Below are 3,022 nucleotides of genomic sequence, written 5' to 3'. Positions count from 1 at the left end.
GTTGTGTGCCACGGAGTTCCTAAAGAGACTGAGATTTTAAAAAGTGGCGATATTATCAACCTAGACATTACTCTAGAAAAGAATGGATTTATTGCCGATTCAAGTAAAATGTATGTAATGCCTTCAGCATCACCGCTTGCTATTCAACTGGTAAAAACAACCTATAACGCTATGTGGGAAGGTATTAATCAAGTAAAACCTCGGGGAAAACTTGGTGACATTGGTCATGCGATACAACGACATGCAGAATCCCATGGATACAGTATCGTAAGGGAATATTGTGGACATGGAATAGGTCGTGAAATGCATGAAGAACCACAGGTACTTCATTACGGTCAGCCAAATAGTGGACTCACATTAAAAGAGGGCATGATTTTTACTATCGAACCAATGGTGAATCAAGGTACTGCTAAGATAAAAACCAAAAAAGATGGTTGGACGGTGGTCACTAGAGACAAAAAACTCTCAGCTCAATCTGAACATACAGTACTTGTCACTAGTACAGGATATGAGGTTCTCACGTTAAGAGAAGAAGAAAAGCTGCAAACGATGTGATGATTGACAGAGAAGCTTTCGACAAAACAGGCGCAATTCATAAGAAATATTAATTCAACCTAGGCGCACTACAACAAACTATAACTATGCCGCAAAATCGTTTTAGGGCATAAATGATTTGATCATGGCAGTTCAAATTATGCTTACCATGATGTTAGATCATGTTCGAGCCAGGACAGATATGTTTAAGGCATGCGTCCGTCAGATTAAAATGACTACGCAGACTCTAAACCTCACGTGCGATACAACACCTTTACAACATGCCAACCAAATTTGGTTTTCACCAAATGAGGTACTAAAGTCTCTCCAGAGAAGCACACTTTATCGAACTGTGGCACCATTTGGCCTTTACGGAACTCGCCAAGATCGCCGCCGCGTTTACCTGAGGGGCACAGCGAATGTTTTTTCGCAAGCGTTTGAAATTTTGCGCCCTTTTTTAGCTGTTTAATGATGTCTTCAGCTTGTTCTTTGTGTTTCACCAATATATGCAGTGCTGCTACTGTCTGTGCCATGATAGACCCCGGTTAAATGCAATGGCGGGGATTGTAGCCTAAGTCTTGGTGTACTTCACCCTGTGCGGAGCTTTGCACAGATCAATAAAACCGCACTCAGTCCGGTTATTGCTTGCAGGCCGATTTCAACCTGACCAGGATTCGGGTAACATGATTCATAAGTATCAGTTTTGAGAACCGTTATGGCAAAAACAATCAGTAAAGCAAACCAGTCTCAAGGCATGTTGATGTTCACACTCAACATGCAAAAACAGCTGTTTGCTATTGGCACCCTCAAAGTTCGGGAAATTGTGCCTTATATGCCAACGACTCAGATCCCCTATTCTCATCATCTGGTTGTTGGTACGGTAACGATTCGCAATCTAACGGTTCCGGTCATTGATATGGCCGCAGCGATAGGCTTTCGCGCGATTCAACCGGAAGAGTATAAAAATTGCTACCTTATCGTGACCGACTGCCTGAGAACCGTAGTGGCGTTTATGGTCCGCTCGATAGAGAAGATTATTGAGTGCAACTGGCGCACCATTGAAGCGGCCCCCACCAGTGCCGGGCACAACATATTTGTCACGGGCATTACCCGTTATGAAGACAAAATCGTGCAGATGCTGGACGTTGAACTGTTGCTGTCTAAGATTTACCCACAGTACGAGTCAGCCAAAATCCCGATGCTGACAGACATTGAGCGCGAGCGCCTGAAAGCACTCAATATTCTGCTAGTAGACGACTCTTCCATCGCACGTAAGCAATTGTCCGATGCACTCGACAGCATCAATATCCCTTATCGGATCTGTAAGAATGGGATGGACGCGATTGAGTTGATGCGTGATGCCGCCGCACAGGGTGAAGCGATAGATTTATTGGTGAGTGATATTGAAATGCCGGGGCTGGATGGGTACGAACTCGCATTTGAAACTCAGAACGACAAGTCGCTAAGCCAGGCTTATATTATTCTGCATACATCCCTTTCCAGCGAAATCTGCCTTGACCGAGCTCATCAGGTCGGGGCGCACGAAGCATTGGAGAAATTCAATGCTGGCGAATTGATTGAAGCCATGCTGAGAGGCGCAGCGACACTTGAAAGCAATCGTGCCACTGCGTAATGTCCCTAAGCTCTGGGTACCAAACCCAGAGCTTCTCGCTGCGCTTTGTTGAGCGAACGGCCGACAAGCTGGTATGAGCGTTCACACAAATCTGCGACCATACCGTCCTCGACATCCCCATTAAAATAGACCGTAATCCAATGACGCTTGTTCATGTGGTAACCCGGCGTTATATCACTGAATTGGGAAGTCAGCACCTCGCCATCTTCCGGCTTTGCTTTCAGCGTGACGTACTCTTTTCCTTCCCGTTCAGCCAGGATGGCGAATACTTTGCCGCGAACTTTGAATACTAACGCTTCCGGACCGAACGGATATGAACCTTCAGCACCCATATACTGATTAAGCTGCAGTTCCAACTGACTGATTTTCATGTGCTCTCCTGACATTTATTCGAACTGAGCCAGCCACACTTTAAGGATTTGGTTGACTTGCTTTTTCTGGCTGGCAGTAAGACTTTTTACCAACCGGTGCTGCACGTCAAGGTGTTCATGAATGATGCTGTCAATAAGTGTGAAACCGTCAGGTGTCAACTGAACAGTGACGCTACGGCGGTCTTCTTTACTGTGTTCACGGGCAATCAAACCTTTTGTTTCCAGCTTATCAAGACGATTTGTCATTGCACCTGAAGTCAGCATCATCGAATCAATCAATTCTGAGGGAGTAAGCCGATAAGATTCCCCACTACGGCGCAGAGTGGCCAGCACATCAAACTCACCAAGTTTCAAATCATACTGCTTATGCAGATCAGCAACCTGACCTTCCATGTACTTGGCGATGCGCATTAATCGCCCCATAATGGCCATCGGTTCGGTGTCCATTTCTGGTTTCTCTCTTGCCCACTGATCCACCAAACGA

General features: G+C 45.6%; 5 protein-coding genes. 2 read left to right on the top strand and 3 right to left on the bottom strand.

Features of this window, described 5'->3' with window-relative positions; all coding sequences use genetic code 11:
• Window positions 1–555, top strand: a 555-nt coding sequence (gene map, locus CAG65_RS02420; RefSeq protein WP_161451916.1) for a type I methionyl aminopeptidase, incomplete at its 5' end; no start/stop codon positions are given.
• A 233-nt stretch (window positions 556–788) separates the two neighbouring features.
• Here the strand turns inward: map and ppiC are convergent.
• The gene (ppiC, locus tag CAG65_RS02415; RefSeq protein WP_161451914.1) at window positions 789–1,067 is read right to left on the bottom strand and encodes a peptidylprolyl isomerase PpiC; all 279 of its coding nucleotides are present in this window, start codon (window positions 1,065–1,067) and stop codon (window positions 789–791) included.
• A 182-nt stretch (window positions 1,068–1,249) separates the two neighbouring features.
• On the opposite strand from ppiC, the gene CAG65_RS02410 reads away from it, so the two are divergent.
• The gene (locus tag CAG65_RS02410) at window positions 1,250–2,167 is read left to right on the top strand and encodes a chemotaxis protein (RefSeq protein WP_021705079.1); all 918 of its coding nucleotides are present in this window, start codon (window positions 1,250–1,252) and stop codon (window positions 2,165–2,167) included.
• Window positions 2,168–2,172: 5 nt separating this feature from the next.
• Here CAG65_RS02410 and CAG65_RS02405 read toward each other — a convergent pair whose 3' ends face one another.
• Both CAG65_RS02405 and CAG65_RS02400 read right to left on the bottom strand, forming a co-directional pair.
• Window positions 2,173–2,538, bottom strand: a complete 366-nt coding sequence (locus CAG65_RS02405) for an MmcQ/YjbR family DNA-binding protein (RefSeq protein WP_161451912.1) — start codon at window positions 2,536–2,538, stop codon at window positions 2,173–2,175.
• A 15-nt stretch (window positions 2,539–2,553) separates the two neighbouring features.
• Window positions 2,554–3,022: MarR family winged helix-turn-helix transcriptional regulator (locus CAG65_RS02400; protein ID WP_161451910.1), on the bottom strand; the 469-nt coding region annotated here is incomplete at its 5' end.

This window comes from Vibrio sp. V39_P1S14PM300 (assembly GCF_009904765.1).
GTDB lineage: Bacteria > Pseudomonadota > Gammaproteobacteria > Enterobacterales > Vibrionaceae > Vibrio > Vibrio proteolyticus.
Note: the sequence above shows the minus strand (reverse complement) of the source record. Positions and strands in the feature narration are given on the sequence as shown.

Coding starts and splice junctions, on each gene's coding strand:
- CAG65_RS02405 (WP_161451912.1), bottom strand. CDS start 2,538: ATGAAAATCAGTCAGTTGGAACTGCAGCTTAATCAGTATATGGGTGCT.
- CAG65_RS02410 (WP_021705079.1), top strand. CDS start 1,250: ATGGCAAAAACAATCAGTAAAGCAAACCAGTCTCAAGGCATGTTGATG.
- ppiC (WP_161451914.1), bottom strand. CDS start 1,067: ATGGCACAGACAGTAGCAGCACTGCATATATTGGTGAAACACAAAGAA.